This is a genomic window from Thermoleophilum album, from assembly GCF_900108055.1.
In the GTDB taxonomy this organism is placed as follows: Bacteria; Actinomycetota; Thermoleophilia; order Solirubrobacterales; family Thermoleophilaceae; genus Thermoleophilum; species Thermoleophilum album.
In genome coordinates this window covers 721,478-740,046 of record NZ_FNWJ01000002.1, presented here as the reverse complement: position 1 = coordinate 740,046, position 18,569 = coordinate 721,478, and the positions used below count along the sequence as shown (strand labels likewise).

Genomic DNA, 18,569 nt, shown 5'->3' with positions numbered 1-18,569 from the left:
GCATTCACCGAGCTCGAGAAATGACCGTAATCCGACGCGAAGACTTGTATGAAAGCCCCCTCGCGGACCTTCACGCGCTAGCCGCGGAGCTCGGCATCGAGGGCTATCGGACGCTCCGCCGCGAGACACTGATCGAGGCGATACTGGAGCGCGCCGGGGAGGCCTCGGAGCCCGCGCCGGCGCCGGTCGAGAGCGCCTCGGAGGTGGCGACCGGGGCGCCACCCGCGGTGGCCGAAAAGCGGTCGGTCGCCTTCGGCGCGCGTCCGGAAGATGCCGTGCCCCTGGCTGGCAGCGAGGAGCTTGTGGCCCAGGAGGCCGCAGCCGGCGACGAAGCGCGAGAGGCGGAGAAGGGCGCGGCCCGTGAGCCTGTCGAGCGACGCAGCGGGCGCGGCGAGGGGGAGACGGTGGTCGCGGGTGTGCTCGACCTGCTCGCCAACGGCAGCGGCTTCATCCGCGTCGATCCGGCCGGTCCCTCGCGGCGCGACGTGTACGTCTCGCCGGCGCAGATCCGCCGCTGCGGGCTACGTCCGGGTGATGAGGTGCGCGGGCGTGCCCGACCGCCGCGGCGCGGCGAGCGACACCCGTCGCTGGTGCGCGTGGAGTCGGTCGCTGGGGGCCCGCCCGAACCGCCGCTGGAGCGCCCGCGCTTCGACGAGCTCGAGGTCCTCTATCCGATCGAGCGTCTCGATCTACCGAGCCCCTTCGACCGCGTACCGGTCGGACGCGGCTCACGTGTCGCTGTCGCCGGTCCGCCCTGGACCGGGCGTAGCTCGCTGCTCAGGCGGGTGGCGCAGGCGCTCGTGTCGCCGCCGGCGGCGGTGCCGCTGGTCGGCCTCGAGTCGGACGCGACGGCGCCGGTGGTGGTCGCTGGGCTGGTCGGGGTGCGTCCCGAAGAGCTCGGGGAGTGGCGAGCGATCGAGGGGGTGCGCGTTTTCGGCGGTTCGTTCGACGAGTCGGGCGAGGCGGTGGCGCAAGCGGTCGACTGGGCGGTCGAGTTCTGTAAACGCCACGCCGAGCGCGGTCGCGACGCAGTGCTTCTGCTCGACGACGCCGATCGCCTGCCGACCGTCGCTCGTCGGCGTGCGTTCGCAGCCGGCCGGCGCGTTGCCGGCGCCGCCACGGTGACCGTGTTCGCAGCCTGCGATGAGCGCTCCGAGCTCGTGTCGATGGCGACGGCGCGGGTAACGCTCGGTCCGCGGCCACCGCACGCACCAGACGGGGAGCTGCACGTCTTGTTCGAACGCTCGGGGACGCTGCGCGCCGACCTCTTGACCTGAGCGCCAGTACCGCCGGGGCGCCAGTAGTGCTAGGCGGCAGCCAGGCCGTCGCGCGGGCGCGGCTCGCCGCCGCGAGGCGACGCTGCGCGAGAGCTCAGCGCCGGTATGCGACGCTCCGCCAAGAGGGTTCGGGAGCGAGCTCCACGAGCGCACCGCCGCGGTCCGGCTGGGCGTAAGCGAAGGTCAGCGTGCGCTCGTCGAAGACGACGTCGAGCTCCCCTTCGAGCACGCGCTGGTCCAACCAGGCGCCGCGAAAGACCAGTCGCCTCAGCCAGTGAACCAGGGAGTGGTCGGGCTGACCGCAGATCTCGTCCCAGCGTTCGTTGATGTGCTCGCCGAGTTCCGAGCGGGGGGCACTGACCTCGCCGTTGACCGCCAACTCCACCAGGTCCTCGCGTTCGGCCGCGCCCAGCGGACCGTCGACGAAGCCGAGCTTGATCGCGGCTTGTTCGACACGCTCGACGAAGTCCCGTTCGTTGAACGTGAAGCGCAGCTCCCCGTACTCGAGCACGTAGTCGGAGCCGGATTCGTAGTTGCCTCTCCGTGCGGTGTCTCCCATGCGCCTTGCCCGCCTTGGCTCGTCGCGTCGCCGTCGTTCGGCCGGCGTCGCGCGCAGGCGTCGGCATCTTAGGGCCGATTCCTGCCTCGCGCGAAGGGTTGAAACGGACCTTGCAGGAGGCGCTCGCTAAAGGGGGCGAAGCTGCGAGCGTGGTCACTGAGCAGGCACGGGGGCGAAACTCCGCCGCTCCGCGCTTAATGCGACGTGAGCCACGGGGTTGCGAGCTTGAGCGATCGCCTCGGATCGGCCGCGCGGGGCGAAGGTTCGAAGATCCTGATCGTCGAGGACGACGAGCGGCTACGCACCTATTTGCGCGACAACCTGGCTGCCGACGGCTACGCGGTGGTCGAGGCGCGCGGGGTGAGGGAGGCGCTGGCGCGGGCGGAGATTCATCACCCCGACCTCGTGCTGCTGGATCTCGTGCTCGGCGATGAAGATGGGCTGCGCCTGCTCGACGCGGTTCGCGGCGCCGAGGCTGCTGCCCAGGGGATCGACCCCGGTCTGCCAATCGTGGTGGTGAGCGGGCGCGGGTCGGAGCCCGAGCGAGTACGCGGCCTGAACCGCGGGGCCGACGACTACCTCACGAAGCCCTTCGGCTATCAGGAGCTGCTGGCACGCGTGCGGGCGGTGCTGCGGCGCAGCGTCGAGCGCCCACGCGAGGGCCTCATCGCGTATCGAGAGCTGCGCATCGATCCCGTTCGCCGAGCGGTGACCTTGGCCGGGCGGCCGGTCGCGCTCACGGCCAAGGAGTTCGCCCTCTTGACTGCCCTCGCGCGGGAGCCGGAGCGTGTCTTCACGAAGGAGGAACTGTTGCGCGACGTCTGGGGCTTCCGCTCCCCGGGTCGCACGCGTACGCTCGACGCCCACGCTTGCCGGTTGCGCGCGAAGCTGTCCGGCTCGCCGCGGCGCTGGGTGTCGAACGTACGCGGCATCGGCTACAGGCTGGTCGAGCGGTGCTGAGCGGCACGCTCGAACCGGGCACGGCGCGCACCGCGCCGCCGGCGCTACCGAGGGCGACACCGGAGGGCGGCAGCCTCGCCGCAGCGCTTGCCCGCTGCGAGCACGAGGTTCGAGCGGTCGCGCAGCTACTGGCGCTCGGCGAGCGCCGCGAACTGTCGGGAGCGGGTGGCAGCGCCGCACTGCCGATGGCTTGCGAGGTGTCCCGACTGGAGTCGGTCGCAGCCATGCTCAACGCGCTTGCCGCAGCAGCGAGCGGTAGCGCCAGCGCGACGGCGCCCCCGCGCCACCGCAAAGTCGGTGGCCGCGGTCGCCGTGGCGCAGCGGTCGGCGGACCGCTCGCGCTCCTGCTGTCGGCGCTCGCTGCGCGCTCCGAGCTGATCGCGGAGCGCCGTGTGGAAGTGCGCTGGGACGGCGCGCCAGCGGCCCTCGTCACCAACGACCCCCGCCTGGCGCAGGCGCTTGGCGCGCTGCTCGACAACGCCGTCGCTCACGGCCAGTGCAGCGTGTGCGTGCGCGTGCGGTGCGAGAGCGAGGAGAGCGGTCGGCGGTCGCTGATGATCGAGATCGCGAACGATCGCAGGTCGCAGCCGCCCGCTCCCAGCGAGGGCCAGAGCGCGCGCCGCGGATCGGGACTGGGACTCGCGATCGCGGGCGACGCGCTGCGCGCGCTCGGCGGGCGGCTGACCGTCGCTTCGGGCCCCGACAGTTTCCGGGCGCTCGTCGAGGTCCCGCTCGAAGCGGCGGGCCCGCAAGCCCGCAGCCGGCTTGCGAACCCGCCGGAGGCGCGCTGCGGCTGCTCGAAACGGCCGTCGGAGAGCAGCCTTGTCGGCGCTTGAGCGTGGCCGCCGTCTGCGTCGCGGCGCGCTGCTCGCTCTCGTCGGGCTGGCGCTGGCGGCGGCGGCAGCGGCAGAAGTGCGCGGTCGCTTACGCGCGAGCGAGGAGCTCGTAGGACGGCCGGTCACGGTTGTCGCTGCCGCTCGCGACCTCCACGAAGGCGCCCTGCTGCGCTCCCACGATCTGGCGCTGCGCCGGATTCCTGTGCGCTTCGCGCCGCCAAGCGCCTACGCGGACCCCCGCTTCGTGATCGGCCGGCGGCTGCGTGCGCCGCTGATGCGCGGCGATCCGGTGACCGTCGCCGCCCTCGCCAACGGCGCCGCTTCCAACGAGCGCGCCCGCACGCTCGAGACCGGTGAGCGCTTGGTGGAGGTGCCGGTCGCTGGGGGTGCGGCGCTCGCGGGTGCCGAGCCCGGCGCGCGAGTGGACGTCGTGGTTTCCGAAGCGACCGCTGGCGGCGGCAGAAGCACTCTCCTACTCGAGGCCTTGGAACTTCGATCGCTGCGGCCGCTCGGCAGCCCGGGAGCCGGCGCGCCCGGCGGCTCGCCCGCCGAAGCGAGCGCCGCGGAGGGTGGTGAAAGCGCGCGCTCGGCAAGCCACCTCGCGGTCCTTCGCGTGACGCCCGCGCAGGCCGTGAAACTGACCGCCGCCGCCGTGTTCGCACGCGAGCTGCGTCTGCTCCTGCGCCCGCCGGGCGACCGGCGGCGCGCCGGAACGATCGTTGCCGCCGGTGCTGCGCAGTGAGCGCAGCGACCGATCGCCGCCGCCCGAGACCTCCTACGCGGGGATGCCAGCGGGATCGGGGAATCGGCGCGCGGGTGCGCCGCGTCGTGCGCTTCGTCTTTGCGCGGCTCAGCGGTAGGTCGGCGCGGAGGCGGTCGCCCCTTCCGCTCGCCGCAGCTCGCGGTGGCTGCCGTCGTCCGCGCCGGCGAACACGACGTGCGCTTCGCGCAAGAACAGACCATGGTCACAGACCCCCGGCACCCGCCGTAGCTCGTCGGCCAGTCGATCGGGATCGCTCGTGGGGGGGATCTGGCCGTCGACCAGGTAGTGGCCCTCGTCGGTAACGAACGGCTTTCCGTCCTCGCCAGTGCGCAGCGCGGGAGCTGACAGCAGCGCGCCGATCCGACGCAGCGTCTCCGGCCAGCCGAAGCGCACGATCTCGACCGGCAGCCGGAACGACTGGCCGAGGCGCGCGACCAGCTTGCGGGACTCGACGACCACCACCAAACGCTGCGCCGCCGCCGCGACGATCCGCTCACGCAGTAGCGCTCCCCCGGCGCCCTTCAAAAGACGCAGCTGCGGGTCTACCTCGTCGGCGCCATCGAAGGCGAGTTGCGGACGTTCCCGACCATCGAGCTCGACCACCGTGATGCCGACGCGCTCGCAGACCTCGCGCGTGCGTTCCGACGCCACTACCGCGCGGGGACGCGCGGCGCGCGGGATCTCCGCTGCGATCAGCTCGCAAAGCCGCCACACCGCCCTCCCCGAGCCGAGCCCGACGACGCCTCCCCGCGGCACGAGCCGCAGCGCCGCACGCGCGGCGGCGTCGCGCGCCGGACTGGAGAGGGCACCCGACGGCCCCGCTGCGCGCGCGCTGCCCTCCGTCTCTACAGCGTCCACAAGCGGAGCATCGCACGACCCGCCGGGGCGCGGCAGCGTTCCATCTCTACACTGCACTTACCGTAAGTAAGTGCCTATGGAAGATCGCAACAACGACAGAAACCAAGCAGCTCCCGCAGAAAACCGCAGCGACGACGCGGCGGCCGACGCTCGCCGGGTGCAGCGCCTGCCGCTCGTGGTGACCGACGAGGCGGTCGTGCTCCCCGGCATGACCGTCACGGTCGCGGCCGATCCGGGCGATAGCCGCCTGGTGGTTCTGGTGCCGCGGCACAACGGCGAGCTGCGGAAGGTCGGAACCGTGGCACGCGTCGAGGGGCGCGTGAAACTGCCAGCCAACGTCGCCGCTGGCGAGCCGGCGGCGAGCGCGGGCGAGGGGGGTGACCGCGAGCACTCCGGCGAAGTCGAGGCCGTCGTACTGCGCGGCGTAGATCGCGCCGAAGTGCTCGAGGTCGAGGATCCCGCCGCTGGCGGGGCGACCGCGCACATCGTTGTGCGTCCCGACGCCAGCGGAGCGTCGCCCGAGCGGATAGAGGAGCTCGCCCGCACCTACCGGGCCGTGGTCGAGGAGATCCTCGAGCTCGTCGGCGACGACGGGCGCCTGCGCCGCTTCGTGCGAGCCGTCGGATCGCCCGGCGCACTGGCCGACACCCTCGGCTTCGCGCCGGAGCTGACCTTCGAGCAGCGCATCGAGCTGCTCGAAGAGTTCGACGTCGCGCGACGGCTCGAACGGGCGATCGAACTGGCGCGCGGCTTGTTGCTGGAGCTCCAAGTACGCCGTGACATCCGCGAGCAAGTCGAACGCGGTGCCGAACGCCAGCAGCGCGAGTACGTGCTGCGCAAGCAGCTCGAGTCGATCAAGCGCGAGCTCGGTGAGGACGACGCGTCGGTGGTCGCCGACTACCGCAAGCGCATCGCCGAGTCGGCGATGCCCGACCACGTGCGCGAGCAAGCGGAGCGCGAGCTCGGGCGCCTTGAGCGCACGGGTGAGAACGGGCCCGAGGCATCGATGATCCGCACCTACCTCGACTGGTTGTTGGCCCTGCCGTGGGGCGAGCGCTCCGAGGAGCGCCTCGATCCCGAGCACGCGCGTGCGGTGCTCGACCGCGATCACGCCGGGCTCGAGGACGTCAAGCAACGGATCGTCGAATACATCGCGGTGCGCAAGCTGCGTGCTGAGCGGGGTCTCGCCGAGGATGGCCGGTCGGGCGCGATCCTGACGCTCGTCGGGCCGCCCGGCACCGGCAAGACCTCGATCGGCGAATCGATCGCTCGCGCCACCGGACGGCGGTTTGTGCGGATCGCCCTCGGTGGTGTCCGCGACGAGGCCGAGATCCGCGGCCACCGCCGCACCTATATCGGAGCGTTGCCCGGGCGCATCGTCCGAGCACTCCGTGACGCCGGAACGATGAACCCCGTGATCGTGCTCGACGAGGTCGACAAGCTCGGCGCGGACTGGCGCGGCGATCCAGCAGCAGCACTGCTCGAGGTACTTGACCCCGCGCAGAACCACACCTTCCGCGACCACTACCTGGACGTCGACATCGACCTCTCCGGTGTGCTCTTCGTCGCCACCGCGAACGTCGTGGAGACGATTCCGCCGGCGCTGCTCGACCGCATGGAGGTCGTGCGGTTCGACGGTTACACGGTCGACGAAAAGGTCGCGATCGCCCGCGACTACCTCTGGCCCCGTCAGCTCGAGCGCAACGGGCTGCGCGGTGGCGAGGTCGCGATCGGCGAGGAGCAGCTGCGCACGATGATCGCCGAGTACACGCGCGAAGCTGGCGTGCGCCAGCTCGAGCGCGAAATCGGCAAGTTGCTGCGCAAAGCGGCCACCGAGATCGCTGCCGGCACGGCAGCAACGCCGATCGAAATCGACGAAGGGTGGTTGCGCCGGGCGCTCGGGCGACCCCGCTACTTCTCGGAGACCGCCGAGCGGACCGCGACGCCTGGCGTCGCAACCGGTTTGTCGGTGACGCTCGCGGGCGGCGAGGTGCTGTTCATCGAAGCCACCGCGATGCCGGCGACCGGCGGCGGCGGCGGCGGGAGCCTCACGCTGACCGGCCAGCTCGGCGAGGTCATGAAGGAGTCGGCGCAGATCGCGCTCTCTTACGTGCGCGCACACGCCGACGATCTCGGTATCCCAGCCGACGCCTTTGCCGGTCGCGACTTCCACGTCCACGTGCCGGCCGGAGCGATTCCCAAGGACGGACCGAGCGCCGGTGTCACGATCGTCGCCGCGCTCGTCTCGCTCCTCACCGGACGACCGGTGAAGCACACGGTCGGCATGACCGGCGAGGTGACCCTGCAGGGTCGCGTGTTGCCGGTGGGAGGCATCAAGCAGAAGCTGATCGCCGCGCACGCGGCCGGCCTGCGCGACGTGATCATCCCCGAGCGCAACCGCGCAGACCTCGAGGACGTACCGGAAGCGGTACTCAGCGAGTTGCGCGTGCATCCGGTCATGACCATCTCCGAGGCGCTCGAGCGCGCGCTCGAGCCGGCGCCCGCCGGTGCCGTGACGGCCTAGTCCGTGCGGCGCCGGCGGGCAAGCCGCCGGGCCTGGCCTAGTCCGTGCGGCGCTGGCGGGCAAGCCGCCGCGCCTTCTGCTTAGATACGCCCCTCACGCCGAGTCCTCGTCGCTCAGGCGGCGGGGAGCGGGGGAACCACCGGGTGGCCCGGCCACCCAGGGGCGAATCGCCGCGATCGCGGCGTAGCGCACAGCGCGAGCCCGTCAGCTCACCCCGTAGGCGCACGACGAGATGGAACAACGGAGCCGCCACACCTGCGCGCTTGCGAGCCGTCGACGTATCCGGCGACGGCTCTTAGCGGTGCTCGTCGTTGCTTTCCAGGCCGTCGCCGTCGGCCTCGCGGCCGAACCAGTTGCGGCCGGGGCGGGAGGCGGTGCTGGCGCGCCGCCGGTAGGCGCACCGCTGCTATCCCTCGGCAGCTACGGCGACGCCGTGCGGGCGCTGCAAGTACGGTTGCGCACACCGTTCCGCGACGGTCTCTACGACACCGCGACGCGTGCCGCCGTGCGACGCTTCCAGCGCCGCGCGGGACTCCCTGCGACCGGCCTCGTCGACTATCTGACGGCCCGCAAGTTGCGGGTCGACATGCCGGCCCGCGCGGCCAGCGTGCGGCGGCCCGTGCCCCGGATCCCGCCGGAGCTCGAGCGCATTGCGGACTGCGAGTCCGGCGGCAACCCGGCTGCGATCGGAGGCGGCGGGGCCTACCGAGGCAAGTACCAATTCACCCTCGAAACCTGGCGTCGACTGGGTGGTTGGGGAGACCCGGCGCGCGCCGCCGAGTGGATCCAAGACCTCATCGCCTTGCGGCTCTGGCGGCTGGAGGGTGGGCGGCCCTGGCCGACCTGCTCGTCGGTAAGCGACCAACAAACGCCTGCCTGAGCGCCGAGCCCCGAGCGCGGCGCGGCGATCGCCGGAGGCGGTCGCCGACCGGTCGTCGCGGCTGCCGATCGGCGAGAATCGGTCCCGTGCCCGCGCTGCTGGGCGAACTCCTCGAGTTCCTGCGTATTCCCTCGGTCTCGGCGGGCCGACGGCGTCCCGACGCGCTTCTCGAGGCAGCGCGCTGGGTGCGCGACTACTTGTCCGGAGCGGGTCGAGCGGAGCTCGTCGAGGTCGACCGGGAGGCGCCGCTGGTCGTCGCTGAGCTGGGCCCAGACGATGCGCCCCCGGTGCTCGTCTACGGGCACTACGACGTGCAGGATCCCGGCGACGCCGCGCAGTGGACCAGCGACCCCTTTGAGCCTGCCCTGCGTGACGGTCGCGTCTACGCCCGCGGGGCGGCCGACGACAAGGGCAACATGCTGCCGTTGCTGGCAGCCGCTCGCGATCTGGCAGCCCAGGGCGAGTTGCGCTTGCGGGTGACCGCGCTGGTCGAGGGAGGGGAGGAGACCGGCAGCACCGCCGCCTGCCGGTGGCTCCGCGAGCGCGCCGGCGATTTTGCTGCCGCCATCGCCTTCGATACCACGATGGCCGACGAGCGGACGCCGCTGCTCTGTGTCGGGGCACGCGGCCTGGTGATGCTGGGGGTATCGGTGCGGGTCGCGGAGCGTGACCTTCACTCCGGCATCTACGGTGGCGTCGCAGAAAACGCGATTCACCTGCTGGCGCGCGCGATCGACCGGTTGGTGGAGCAAACGGCAGACGGCGGCGCGCCGCTTCTCGCCGACGACGTCGAGCCGCCGAGCGAGCTCGAGCGCGCCGCGTGGCAGCGCTTGCGTGCTGGACAGCAACTGCTGGCCGCTGCCGGCGGGCGCGCCGCCGACCCGGCGCGCCTTGCGCGGTTCTGGGAGCTGACCACTGCGCGGCCGTCGCTCGACGTGCACTGCTTCGAGGCCGGTGCGCCACGTACGATCGTGCCGGCCACCGCCAGCGCGACACTGAGTGCCCGGCTAGTGCCGCGGCAGCGCCCGGACAGCGTCGCCGACGCCATCGAGAGGGCTCTGCGCGGCTTCCTCCCGGACCATGTCGAGCTCGCCGTGGAGGGCCTGGCGAGCGCCGATCCGGTGCGGTTCGACCCGCAGCATCCGGTCCTTGCCGCGGCGCGCAAGGCGCTTGCCAGAGCTTGCGCTAACCCACCGATTGTTGCCCGCACCGGCGGAACCCTGCCGGTGCTCGGGGAGCTCGCAGCGCACCGGGTGCCGACGGTCTTCACCGGTTTCGCGCTCGAGGAAGACGCCGTTCACGGGGCCGACGAGAGCTTCCGCGTCGAGGCCCTAGAACTCGGCTACCGAGCGGCGCGCGAGCTGTTGCGCGAGCTCGCGGCGACGCTGCGCTCGGGGGAGTAGCGTGAGCGAGGCTCTCGAACGGCACCTAGCGCGGGTCCGAGCAGCGCTCGACGAGCTCGCCTCCGCGCTCGCGCGCGACGCCGGTGCCGCTGAACGCGAGGGTTACCGCGAGCGTCTGCGCTCCCAGCTCGCCGACGTCAAACGCTGCGCAGCGCTGGTCGCCTCACAGGCCCCGCTGCGTGAGGCGGCGCCGGCGAGCGCGGTGGGTGCGAGCGCCGACCTGCGGCGCGCGATCGACCAGGTGGGGCTTGCGGCCCGCGCGATCGCCGCACTGCTGGCCGCCGAGACGGCAGCAACCGAGCTCAGCGAGCTGGAACTGGCGCGACAGCTACACCGCGCTCGGCGCGATCAAGAGCGCCTCGCGCGCTACCTCGAGCGTCTCATACCGAAGCTGGCGCGAGCCGCGGTGCGTGAGAGCGTTGACGAGGCGGAGCTCGCGGCGCGACGCGCGGCGGTCGCTCGACCGGGCGATGGGAATCGGAGTAGCGACCAGGCGGAGGGCAGCCCGCGGTGACCCCACAGCCCCATCACTTGGCGCTGCGGTCGGCACTCGCAGCCGAGCGCAGCGGTCACGAGGCGCTGTTGGCGGGCAGGTCCGACGAGGCGACCGCTGCCTATCGGGATGCTGCGCGCGCTTACTTGGAGAGCTGGCGCAGCGCGCCGCCGGAGAGCTACGGGCGCCTGATCGGTTTCGTCAAAGCGTCGATCCTGGCCGGCGACGAGCCGATATCTGCTGGTCGTACCGCGCTGCGCGAGCTCAAGTTGGCAGGTGTCTCCATCCACGGTGAGCGGGACGCCAGCGAGCGGCTCTCGCCGGCAGCGGCTTACGCGCTTGCCCTAGCTGCCCTCGCAGCTGGCGAAGACCACACGGCCGCCGCCGCGGCGAAGGTGATGCGAGAGGGCGGCGAAGCCTTCGAGCGCACCGCCCGCGCAATCGCCGCGTTGGCGAGCGGCGATGCGGACCACTACCGCGAAGCGCTGGCGGCGATCGTGCGGGACTTCGAGCAGCGCGACCACCATCTGACGGGCGTGGCGATCGCTGACACGGCGCTCGTGCTCCGGCGTCTCGCGGCGCGCCGCGGTGTGCGCGATCAGCTGGTCTCCGCGCTGCTGCCGGAGCCGGCGACGGGAGAGACAGGGGGCGAAGACTCGCCGCAGCTTCCTTAGAGAGCTGTGCGTGTACAAGCTGCCGCCGGAGCTAGCCGCGGCGACCATGCGCGGCCCACAGCTCGCGTCGCTTCAGAGCTCGAGAGGTTGGCGGTTGCCTTGCGCGAACGGCTGCTGGCAGCGGCGCCGGCGAACGCCGGTGCACACGAAGACCCGCGCCTGGAGGTCGAACGAGTGGTGGCCGAGGAGGCGGGAACGTTGCCCGCTCCGCTGCGCGAGGCATTGGTACACCGCCTGCTTGTGCTCGCCCAAGGGCTTGGTCCGCTCGAGCTGCTGCTCGCTGACGAGTCGATCGACGAGATCATGGTCAACGGCTATCGCGAAATCTGGGTGGAGCGCGAGGGCCGGCTCGAGCGCGTCGCCAGCGCCTTCTCCAGCGACCGCGAACTGCGCAACTTGATCGAGCGCATACTGGCGCCGCTCGGCCGTCGAGTCGACGAGGCTCACCCGATCTGCGATGCGCGCCTCGCGGACGGCTCGCGGGTGAACGTGATCCTGCCCCCGTTGTCGGTCGATGGGGTCTGTCTGACGATTCGGCGCTTCCGACCGCGCCGCTTCACGCTGGCCGAGCTGGCGGCAAAGGGAGCGCTGCCGGCGCCGCTCGCGGAGTACCTGGCCACAGCGACCCGCTCGCGTCGGTCGCTGCTGGTCAGCGGCGGCACCGGCTCCGGCAAAACCACGTTGTTGGGCGCGCTCTGTGCGGAGATCGATGCGAGTGAGCGCCTGATCACGATCGAGGACGCCGCCGAGCTGCGGCTTGAGCGGCCGCACGTGGTTCGTCTCGAAGCGCGACCGCCGAACCTCGAGGGCAAAGGGGAGGTGACGATCAGGCAGCTCGTTCGCAACGCGCTGCGTATGCGTCCCGACCGGATCGTGGTGGGGGAGGTCCGCGGTGGCGAGGCGCTCGACATGTTGCAGGCGATGAACACCGGTCACGAGGGTTCGCTCTCGACCATCCACGCCAACTCGCCACAGGATGCGCTGCGCCGTCTCGAGACGCTCGCGCTGATGGCCGACGTCGATCTACCCCACGGCGCGATCCGCGCGCAGGTCGAATCGGCGCTCGATTTGGTTGTTCACATGCAGCGTGCTGTCGGTGGCGCGCGGGTGGTCGCGGAGGTCGTGGAGCTGGCGCGCGACGGACAGCTCGGCTGTCGCACGCTGTGGCGCCGTGAAGGGCGCGCTCTCGACGGTCCCGATGCGGCCGCGACGGCTTCGCCTGGAGCAGATTGGGGCTCGCCGTCGGCGAGGGTGGAAGGGGCAGCGTGAGCGCTCGGCTCTCGAGCGAGCTCGCCGCAGCGCTAGCGGCGCTGCTGGTGGTCTGCGGGATCGTGGAGCTCGGGCGCGGGCTCGAAGCGTCGCGAAGGCTTGCGGCGCTTGTGCGGGGCGTGCTCGCCCGCGCCGAGACCGCTTGGCTCGCCGCGCTCGCTGGGCGCAGGCCGAGGCCGCGCGATTGCGCAGCGGTCGCGCTCGCCGGATCGCTCGCCGGGGCGCCGTTCGCGCTCTCCGCCGGGACCTGGGCGCTCGTGCCGCTCGCGGCGCTCGCGACCCTGGTGGCGAGCTTCGCCGTGGCCGGCGTCCGGGCGCGAGCGCAGCGCCGCGAGTTCGACGCCGAGGCGGCGGCCTTCGCTGCGGCGTTGGCGGACGCGCTGGGTGCCGGGCACGCCTTGCGATCAGCGGTGCGCGAGGCGGCCACGGGGGTGCGGGGTGCGCTCCGCCACGAGCTGTCGCTGACGGCCGCTCGACTGGAGCGCGGCGCGCCGACCGACGAGGCGCTCGAGTGGCTGCGCGCGCGTTGTCCCTCGCCGCGGGTCGCGACCGTAGTCGCTGCTTGCCTGGTGCAACAGCGTGTCGGCGGCGATCTGCCGGCGCTTTTGCGGGAGTGTGCGAGAACCTTCGCGGCCGGGGATCGCCTGCTCGGCGAGGCGCTTGCCGCCACTGCTCAAGCCCGTTTCACCGGCTTCGTCGTCGCGGCCTTGCCGCTCGCCGGCGCGCTGCTTACGGAGATCGCGAGTCCCGGTTACCTGACCGGGCTAGCAAGCGACGCGGTCACCGGCCCGCTGCTCGCCATCGCCCTCTTGCTGCAGCTGGCCGGCCTCCTGGCGATCCGCAAACTCGCGCGCGTTGGAGAACCGGTTTGAGCGGTGATGCGCGAGCCCCGACGGTCGCGGCCCGGTCCGGCGGATGGGGGTGATCGTGCCGGAACTACTGGCAGCCACCGCCGCGGGCTGTCTAGTGGCAGCAGCGAGCGATCTGCTCGCGGGTATGCGGCTGGCCATCGCCGGATGGACGGCGCGCGCGAGGACCGTCAGGCGCCGCCGCTGGCGCGCGATCGCCGGTTGCGGAGCCCCGCTTGCCGTGCGCGCCGCACGCCTCCTCGCCCCGCTCGCCGGGCGGCTCGCCACGCCGCCCTACCTCCAGCGCCTCGTGGTGCGCGCGGGCCGACCGTACGGGATCTCCGCCAGCGAGATCGTGGCGATCAAGTTGACCGCTGTTGTCGTGAGCCTCCCGCTGACCCTCGCCACCGCCGCGGCGCTACCCGCCCGGGTAGTGGCGGTGTTGGTCCCCGTGCTGCCAGCGGCGGCCTTTGTCGCCCCCGAACTTTGGCTCGCGCGGCGCGCACGCAAGCGCGCAGCGCGCGCGGCACGTGATCTACCGGCGCTGCTCGACCTGCTGCGCGTAGCGCTGGCCGCGGGCTCGCCACCCCTGCAGGCGATCGCGCTGGTCGGCGCAAGCGGCGAAGGCGAACTCGCAGGGGCCTGGGCTGTGCTTGCCCGTCGAGTCGAGCGCGGGCTGTCGCTGGCCGACGCGCTAGCCCAACTCGCCAAAGAATTCCCCCAACCCGAGGTCGTTGGGTTCGTCGGAGCGGTCGAGCGTGCGCTCCGCCACGGCACGCCGCTCGAAGACGTGCTCGAACAGCAGGCCACGAGAGCACGCGAGTTGGCCGCACAGCGGTTGCGCGAGGAGGCGGCCCGGGCGGGGCCGAAGATTCAGCTGGTGGTGGCCCTCCTGCTGGTGCCGTCGGTCCTGATCGTGGTGCTCGCGGCGGTTCTCCGGGCACTGCTCGCCAGTCGCGGACTGCTGCTCCCTGCCACCTAGACGCGCGTCCGCCAGCACCGTCTGAGCGTCAGCCGCTCGCCGGGACCCGCGCCGCGCCTCGCCAGCGACCGCGCCGAGCCGGCGACCGGGCTGCGCCTCGCCGGCGACCGCGCCGCGGCGCGGCGAGCTCGGCCTGCAAGCAGTCGTGCAGCCACGCAGGATGGGCGCAGCTTTGCGTGCAAACGACACGCCTGCACGGGAGTGCCCACGCGCTCGACGTGCCTTCGCCCGCTCGCCAGTCGCCGCGATTCCTCGTCGTGATGCCGGTTTCCCGGCCCTCGGTGAGGGCGAGTGGGGAGCGTTCGGGGAATTTGGTGGGTAAAGGTGTTGCAGAGTGGTGCCGAGTGGGCTAGTGTGGCGACACGCACGGCCGGGGTGGCGGGGTTCCTCCCGCCCCGCCACCTCGGACCGAACCCACCCGGCGCTGGGAGCAGATCGTTGGCATTCAGGGGCCACTTCGAGCATTCGCTGGACGCGAAGAACCGCCTCAGCATCCCGGCGAAGTTCCGCGCGGCCTTCTCCCAGGGGGTGGTTCTCGCGAAGGATCCGGAGGCCTGCATCGCCGTCTGGACCCCCGAGCAGCACGAGCGGATCCTCGAGCAAGCGCTCGCCGGCCTCAATCCAATGGGGTCCCGTTACCGCAAGGTCGCGCGCTTCTTCCAGGCCAACTCTTTCGACGCCGAGCTCGACGCCGCGGGCCGGGTGACGCTGCCCCAGCCGCTGCTCGCTCACGCCGGGATCGAGCGGCGGGTGGTGGTGCTCGGCGTGGGTGACCACCTCGAGGTGTGGGCGCGTGACCGCTGGCAGCGTGCGGCCGAAGAGCTCGATGCCGAAATCGCGGAGGTGATCGAGGGCCTTGGCGATCCTTCTTGATGTGACGGCACCGGCACACGTTCCCGTTCTCGCGGCCGAGCTGCTCGAGATCTGCGCGCCCGAGCGTGGCGCCACGGTCGTCGACTGCACCTTCGGTCAAGGCGGTCATGCGCAGCTGTTTGCCGAATGCATTGGGCCAGGCGGGCTGCTGGTGGCGATCGATCGCGATCCGGCGGCGCGTGCCCGCTTCGAAGAGCTGCACGGCGACTGGCAGTGCGAGGCGCGCTTCGTGCAGGGCGACTTCGCCGATGTCCTGGCGGCCCTGCTGGACGAGGGACTCGAGGCGGACGTCGTCTACTTCGACCTCGGCGTTTCTTCGCTCCAAATCGATCAGCCGGAGCGCGGCTTCTCATACACGCGCGACGCACCGCTCGACATGCGTATGGACCCGTCGGCGCCCTTGTCGGCGCGTGATCTCCTGAACGCGTGGGACGAGCGCCAGCTCGCGCAAGTCCTGCGCCGCTACGGCGAGGAGCGTTACGCCGCGCGGATCGCGCGCGAGATCTGCGCTCGCCGCAAGCGGCGACCGATCGAGACGACCGGCGAACTAGTCGCGGCGATCGAGGCGGCGTTGCCGGCCGCCGCTCGACGACTCGGTCACGGGCACCCGGCGAAACGCACGTTCCAGGCGCTGCGGATCGCCGTGAACCACGAGCTCGAGTCGCTCGACCGGGCGTTGCCGTTGGCTTTCGAGCTGACCCGGCCGGGCGGCCGGATCGCCGCGATCTCCTTCCATTCGCTCGAGGACCGGCGGGTCAAGAACTTCATGCGGGAGCTTGCCCGTGGGTGCGTGTGCCCGCCCGATTTCCCGATCTGCACCTGTGGCCGGCAGCCGCGTGCAGAGCTGCTTACCCCGCGGGCGCTGCGTCCCTCCGCCGACGAGCTGGCTGCCAACCCGCGCTCCGCCTCGGCGCGCCTGCGCGCGCTGCGCAAGTTGCCGGAAGGCGACGGGGAAGGGCGACGGCCGGCGTCCGATCACCGCAAGCAGGAGCGTGCAGCGTGAGCCCGCGCGCGGCAACGGTCGCGGCACGCGCCCTGGTCGCGGACGTCGAGCGCCCGACGCCGCGCCCGCGGCGGCAGCGCGCGGTCAGGGGCGCGGCCGCCCGAGCGGCGGCGACAGCGCCGACGCCAGCTGCTCCCGCCCGCCGGCCGCTGCGCGAACCGACGGTGGCGCCGGCGCCCCGGCGCCCCCGCACCCGCCCTCAGCAGGTCCCACGGCGGCGCCGCGTGCGTGCGCGAACGACCGCTCGCGCCCGGCGCTCGCGCGGATCGGCGGCCGCCGCGGCGCTGATCGACCGCCTGCTGCGCGCACGACTGTGGATCTGGCTGGTCGCTGCCCTCCTGGTCGGCATCGTGTTCCTGAACGTCGATCTCTTGCAACTCAACCGGCGGCTCGCCGCGATCTCCGAACGCCGCGGCCAAGTAGAGGCCGACAACGCACGCTTGCGCAGGGAACTGGCGAGGCTCGAGGCCGCGGATCGCATCCAGCAACTAGCACAGCGCCAGGGCTTCGTCTTGCCGGCCCCGGATGCCGTCCGCTATCTGCATCCCCAGTCGAGCTCAGACGTGCGTATCGCTGCCCAACGCCTCGGCGAGCGTGCGGCGTCTCGGATCCCCGCTCCGGGGGAAGTGTCGACGGCCGGCGTGTCAGCAGTCCCCACGCTGGATGGGCAGCCGTAACGGCAAGCGCCGTCGCGTGCTGATCCGGCGGCGACCGGTCAGCCGCACCGACCGCCGCATCGGTGTCCTGTTCGCCGCGTTCCTGTGCGTCTTCGCCGTAGTCGCCGCGCGGGCGGTATGGCTGACGACCGTGCGCGCCGGCGCGCTGCGAGCTCAGGCCCAGCTGCAACACGACGCGCGGGTAGTCGAGCCGGGCCTACGCGGGCCGATCCTCGATCGCCGCGGGCGCGAGCTGGCCGTTTCGGAGGAGGCCGTTACCGTCTACGCGAACCCGTTCTTGATCAATCGGCCGGCAGCGGTAGCGGCCCGCCTCGCACCACTCCTGCGCATGTCAGAGCAGGAGATCCTCGCCCGGATCGCCGATCGCAAGCGCGGTTTCGTGTACCTGCGCCGGCGGCTGGCGCCGGAACTCGGCGAGCGGCTGCGGCGGTTGCGGATCGAGGGCGTCGGCACCCTGCCGGAACCCCGCCGCGTCTATCCCCAGGGTGCCCTAGCGACACAGCTTCTGGGCGCGGTAGGTACCGACGGCTACGGCTTGTTCGGACTCGAGCAGGCCGCCGATCGCTGGCTGCGCGGCCGCGACGGTGCACGGCAGGTCGTGCGCGACGCTCTCGGTCAGCCGCTGCGCACGATCACCCTCGCCCGTCCCCGTGCGGGCAAGACCCTGCGACTGACGATCGACGCGGTCCTTCAGCGGCAGGTCGAGCGCGTGCTCGCCGACACCGGCGAGCGCTACGCGGCCCGCGGCGCCACCGCCGTCGTCGTCGACCCACGCGACGGCGCGGTGCTGGCACTCGCCAACTGGCCGACCGCCTCCCCCGAACGCAGCCTCGAGCTCGGCCCAGAGGTGCGGCGCAACCGTGCTGTCCAGGACACCTACGAGCCGGGTTCGACGTTCAAGCCCTTCACTGTTGCCGCCGCCCTCTCGGAGGGCGTGATCTCGCCGCTCGACAGCTTCGATCTGCCGCCGACGATTCGCGTCGCCGACCGCGTGATCGGCGAGGCGCACCCGCGCGGCTGGGAGCGGATGAGCGTCGCCGACATCCTTGCGCGATCGTCGAACGTCGGCACTGTGACGATCGCCCTGCGCCTGGGAGCGCGGCGCTTCGACCGCTGGATGGGCCGCTTCGCCTTCGGGCGCCCGACGGGCATCGGTCTGCCTGGCGAGTCGCCAGGGATCGTTCCGCGCTTGCGCGAGTACTCGGGATCGTCGATCGGCAACCTTCCGATCGGGCAGGGGCTCGCGATCACCCCCTTGCAGCTGCTCGCTGCTTACACCGCCCTCGCCAACCACGGGGTCATGCACGAGCCCTATGTGCTCGCCGGGCGCCGCAAGCCCGGACGCCGCGTGCTCACGCCGGAGGTTGCCGACACCGTCGCGCGCATGCTCGAGGGCGTGGTCGGCCCCAGCGGTACGGGCTCGGAGGCGCAGATCCCGGGCTACCGGATTGCCGGCAAGACCGGCACCTCGCAAAAACCCGATCCCCTCACCGGCACCTACTCGCACAGTCGCTACGTCGCGTCGTTCGTCGGCTTCGCGCCGGTCGGCAAGCCGCGACTGTTGGTGCTCGTCGCGGTCGACGAACCGAAGGGCGAGATCTACGGCGGCGCCGTCGCCGCGCCCGCTTTCGAGCGCATCGTCTCGTTCGCGCTGCCGTATCTCGGCATCCCGCCCTCATGAGACGGTTAG

At 72.1% G+C, this 18,569-nt stretch carries 18 protein-coding genes and 1 riboswitch; of the genes, 16 read left to right on the top strand and 2 right to left on the bottom strand.

Going from position 1 to position 18,569, the window contains the following annotated elements; all coding sequences use genetic code 11:
- The first annotated feature begins 20 nt into the window (after positions 1–20).
- Positions 21–1,277: a Rho termination factor N-terminal domain-containing protein gene (locus BLW41_RS09600; protein ID WP_177169464.1), complete on the top strand. Its 1,257-nt coding sequence runs from the start codon at positions 21–23 to the stop codon at positions 1,275–1,277.
- A gap of 94 nt (positions 1,278–1,371) precedes the next feature.
- Here BLW41_RS09600 and BLW41_RS09595 read toward each other — a convergent pair whose 3' ends face one another.
- Positions 1,372–1,836 (bottom strand): hypothetical protein, encoded by a 465-nt coding sequence (locus tag BLW41_RS09595; RefSeq protein WP_093118537.1) that lies wholly within the window; start codon positions 1,834–1,836, stop codon positions 1,372–1,374.
- Positions 1,837–2,061: 225 nt separating this feature from the next.
- Between BLW41_RS09595 and BLW41_RS09590 the strand changes: the two genes are divergently transcribed.
- From BLW41_RS09590 to cpaB, 3 genes are read left to right on the top strand one after another with little or no spacing between them, the layout of a single operon-like run.
- Positions 2,062–2,796: a response regulator transcription factor gene (locus BLW41_RS09590; protein WP_093118535.1), complete on the top strand. Its 735-nt coding sequence runs from the start codon at positions 2,062–2,064 to the stop codon at positions 2,794–2,796.
- Complete coding sequence (locus tag BLW41_RS09585) at positions 2,790–3,632, top strand: sensor histidine kinase (protein ID WP_093118533.1); 843 nt, start codon at positions 2,790–2,792, stop codon at positions 3,630–3,632. Before BLW41_RS09590 ends, BLW41_RS09585 begins: the two co-directional genes overlap by 7 nt.
- A complete protein-coding gene (gene cpaB / locus BLW41_RS09580; RefSeq protein ID WP_177169463.1) occupies positions 3,619–4,374 on the top strand; it encodes a Flp pilus assembly protein CpaB in 756 nt (251 codons plus the stop codon). Before BLW41_RS09585 ends, cpaB begins: the two co-directional genes overlap by 14 nt.
- A gap of 108 nt (positions 4,375–4,482) precedes the next feature.
- On the opposite strand, the gene rpiA is transcribed toward cpaB, so the two are convergent.
- Positions 4,483–5,253 carry a ribose-5-phosphate isomerase RpiA gene (rpiA, locus tag BLW41_RS09575; RefSeq protein WP_177169462.1) on the bottom strand — a complete coding sequence of 257 codons (771 nt, stop codon included), beginning with the start codon at positions 5,251–5,253 and terminating at the stop codon, positions 4,483–4,485.
- A gap of 76 nt (positions 5,254–5,329) precedes the next feature.
- Between rpiA and lon the strand changes: the two genes are divergently transcribed.
- The 12 genes from lon to BLW41_RS09520 all read left to right on the top strand — a co-directional run bounded on the left by lon (position 5,330) and on the right by BLW41_RS09520 (position 18,560).
- Positions 5,330–7,777 (top strand): endopeptidase La, encoded by a 2,448-nt coding sequence (lon, locus tag BLW41_RS09570; RefSeq protein WP_177169461.1) that lies wholly within the window; start codon positions 5,330–5,332, stop codon positions 7,775–7,777.
- Between the two features lie 86 nt (positions 7,778–7,863).
- Positions 7,864–8,016: riboswitch (cyclic di-AMP (ydaO/yuaA leader) on the top strand.
- The gene (locus tag BLW41_RS09565) at positions 8,010–8,657 is read left to right on the top strand and encodes a transglycosylase family protein (RefSeq protein WP_093118528.1); all 648 of its coding nucleotides are present in this window, start codon (positions 8,010–8,012) and stop codon (positions 8,655–8,657) included. (Overlaps the previous riboswitch by 7 nt.)
- A gap of 86 nt (positions 8,658–8,743) precedes the next feature.
- Positions 8,744–10,060, top strand: coding sequence for a M20/M25/M40 family metallo-hydrolase (locus BLW41_RS09560; protein ID WP_177169460.1), 1,317 nt, complete (start codon positions 8,744–8,746; stop codon positions 10,058–10,060).
- 1 nt (position 10,061) lies between these two features.
- Positions 10,062–10,574 (top strand): hypothetical protein, encoded by a 513-nt coding sequence (locus tag BLW41_RS09555; RefSeq protein WP_093118524.1) that lies wholly within the window; start codon positions 10,062–10,064, stop codon positions 10,572–10,574.
- Positions 10,571–11,227 (top strand): hypothetical protein, encoded by a 657-nt coding sequence (locus BLW41_RS09550; RefSeq protein WP_093118522.1) that lies wholly within the window; start codon positions 10,571–10,573, stop codon positions 11,225–11,227. The genes BLW41_RS09555 and BLW41_RS09550 overlap by 4 nt, the downstream gene beginning before the upstream one ends.
- A gap of 87 nt (positions 11,228–11,314) precedes the next feature.
- On the top strand, positions 11,315–12,496 hold the full coding sequence (locus tag BLW41_RS09545) for a TadA family conjugal transfer-associated ATPase (protein WP_218138373.1): 1,182 nt from the start codon (positions 11,315–11,317) through the stop codon (positions 12,494–12,496).
- A complete protein-coding gene (locus BLW41_RS09540; protein ID WP_177169459.1) occupies positions 12,493–13,368 on the top strand; it encodes a type II secretion system F family protein in 876 nt (291 codons plus the stop codon). The genes BLW41_RS09545 and BLW41_RS09540 overlap by 4 nt, the downstream gene beginning before the upstream one ends.
- Before the next feature lie 43 nt (positions 13,369–13,411).
- Complete coding sequence (locus BLW41_RS09535) at positions 13,412–14,326, top strand: type II secretion system F family protein (RefSeq protein ID WP_093118518.1); 915 nt, start codon at positions 13,412–13,414, stop codon at positions 14,324–14,326.
- A 438-nt stretch (positions 14,327–14,764) separates the two neighbouring features.
- Positions 14,765–15,199, top strand: a complete 435-nt coding sequence (gene mraZ / locus BLW41_RS09530) for a division/cell wall cluster transcriptional repressor MraZ (RefSeq protein ID WP_177169458.1) — start codon at positions 14,765–14,767, stop codon at positions 15,197–15,199.
- Positions 15,183–16,202 carry a 16S rRNA (cytosine(1402)-N(4))-methyltransferase RsmH gene (gene rsmH / locus BLW41_RS09525; protein WP_218138372.1) on the top strand — a complete coding sequence of 340 codons (1,020 nt, stop codon included), beginning with the start codon at positions 15,183–15,185 and terminating at the stop codon, positions 16,200–16,202. Before mraZ ends, rsmH begins: the two co-directional genes overlap by 17 nt.
- Positions 16,199–16,879 (top strand): FtsB/FtsL family cell division protein, encoded by a 681-nt coding sequence (locus BLW41_RS11000; RefSeq protein ID WP_177169457.1) that lies wholly within the window; start codon positions 16,199–16,201, stop codon positions 16,877–16,879. Before rsmH ends, BLW41_RS11000 begins: the two co-directional genes overlap by 4 nt.
- Positions 16,866–18,560, top strand: a complete 1,695-nt coding sequence (locus tag BLW41_RS09520) for a peptidoglycan D,D-transpeptidase FtsI family protein (RefSeq protein WP_177169456.1) — start codon at positions 16,866–16,868, stop codon at positions 18,558–18,560. Before BLW41_RS11000 ends, BLW41_RS09520 begins: the two co-directional genes overlap by 14 nt.
- The last annotated feature ends 9 nt before the right edge of the window (positions 18,561–18,569 follow it).

Coding starts and splice junctions, on each gene's coding strand:
- BLW41_RS09600 (WP_177169464.1), top strand. CDS start 21: ATGACCGTAATCCGACGCGAAGACTTGTATGAAAGCCCCCTCGCGGAC.
- BLW41_RS09595 (WP_093118537.1), bottom strand. CDS start 1,836: ATGGGAGACACCGCACGGAGAGGCAACTACGAATCCGGCTCCGACTAC.
- lon (WP_177169461.1), top strand. CDS start 5,330: ATGGAAGATCGCAACAACGACAGAAACCAAGCAGCTCCCGCAGAAAAC.
- BLW41_RS09565 (WP_093118528.1), top strand. CDS start 8,010: ATGGAACAACGGAGCCGCCACACCTGCGCGCTTGCGAGCCGTCGACGT.
- BLW41_RS09535 (WP_093118518.1), top strand. CDS start 13,412: ATGGGGGTGATCGTGCCGGAACTACTGGCAGCCACCGCCGCGGGCTGT.
- BLW41_RS09520 (WP_177169456.1), top strand. CDS start 16,866: ATGGGCAGCCGTAACGGCAAGCGCCGTCGCGTGCTGATCCGGCGGCGA.